The 1402-nt window shown below is 67.5% G+C and carries 1 protein-coding gene; it reads right to left on the reverse strand.

Annotation, left to right across the window (positions count from 1 at the left end):
• Window positions 1-40 precede the first annotated feature (40 nt).
• Window positions 41-1354, reverse strand: a complete 1314-nt coding sequence (locus TOK_RS23670; protein ID WP_374754927.1) for an IS256 family transposase — start codon at window positions 1352-1354, stop codon at window positions 41-43.
• Between the last annotated feature and the right edge of the window lie 48 nt (window positions 1355-1402).

Genomic DNA, 1402 nt, shown 5'->3' on the forward strand with positions numbered 1-1402 from the left:
GGGACTGTCAACTGAGCGGTGTAACTGATGTTGTGCGGGTTTACTTGCGGCCGGCGGCGAGTCGGCCGTCGAAGGTCATCTCGAAGGCGTTGAGTGCGGGTTTCCATCGCATCATCCAGCGCTTCCGTCCTTGACCCGTGGGGTCGAGGCTCATGATCGCCATGTAGACGCACTTGAGCGCGGCGGCCTCGTTGGGGAAGTGCCCGCGGGCCTTGACCGCCCGGCGGATCCGGGCGTTCACGCTCTCGATCGCGTTGGTCGAGCAGACGACCTTGCGGATCTCGGTGTCGAAGCCCAGGAACGGCACGAACTCCGCCCACGCGTTCTCCCAGAGCCGCACGATGGCCGGGTAGCGCTCGCCCCAGACCTCGGCGAACTCCCCGAACCGTTCGGTGGCCGCGGCCTCGGTCGGGGCGGTGTAGACCGGGCGCAACGCTTTGGCGATGGCGTCGTAGTGCTGGCGGCCGGCGTAGCGGAAGGAGTTGCGCAGCAGGTGCACCACGCAGGTCTGGGTGACCGCTCGCGGCCAGACCGCCTCGATGGCGTCGGGCAGGCCTTTGAGGCCGTCGCAGACGACCATGCACACGTCCTCGACACCGCGGTTCTTGAGCTCGGTGAGCACGTGCAGCCAGTGCTTGGCACCCTCGCCGCCGTCACCGGCCCAGAGCCCGAGGATGTCGCGGTGGCCCTCACAGGTCACCGCGAGCGCGACGTAGATGGGTCGGTTGGACACCTTCCCGTCGCGGATCTTGACGTGGATCGCGTCGATGAAGATGACCGGGTAGATCGCGTCGAGGGGCCGGTTCTGCCACTCGTGCATGCCCTCGACGACCTTGTCGGTGATCGTGGAGATCGTCTGCCGGGACACCTCGGCGCCGTAGACCTCGGCCAGATGCGCCTGGACCTCGCCGGTGGTCAAACCCTTCGCCGACAAGGAGATCACCATCTCGTCGACCCCGGAGAGCCGTTTCTGCCGCTTCGCGACGATCTTCGGTTCGAAGCTGGCGTCCCGGTCCCGGGGGACGTCGATCTCGACCGGCCCGACCTCGGTCAGCACTGTCTTGGGTCGGTGACCGTTGCGGGAGTTCCCGCCGTCACGCCCGGCGGCGTCGTGGCGTTCATAGCCGAGGTGGTCGGTGATCTCGCCCTCGAGCGCGGACTCCACCAACCGCTTCGTGAGCTGCGCGAGCAGCCCGCCCTCGCCGGTCAACTGCAGCCCACCGGCCCGGGCCCGCCCGGCGAGCCGCGCGATCAACTGCTCGTCAACCGCGTCCAGAGCATCACCGTCTGCGGGTTCGTTGCCCACGACCTCGTCCAGGTCCACGACCTGCCGCTCGGGCATCGCGTCAGCCATCGTGTGCTTCCTCCTCGATCGGAGTTACACCGTTGGTTTTACAGTCCC

Source organism: Pseudonocardia sp. N23 (genome assembly GCF_002583555.1).
GTDB lineage: Bacteria > Actinomycetota > Actinomycetes > Mycobacteriales > Pseudonocardiaceae > Pseudonocardia.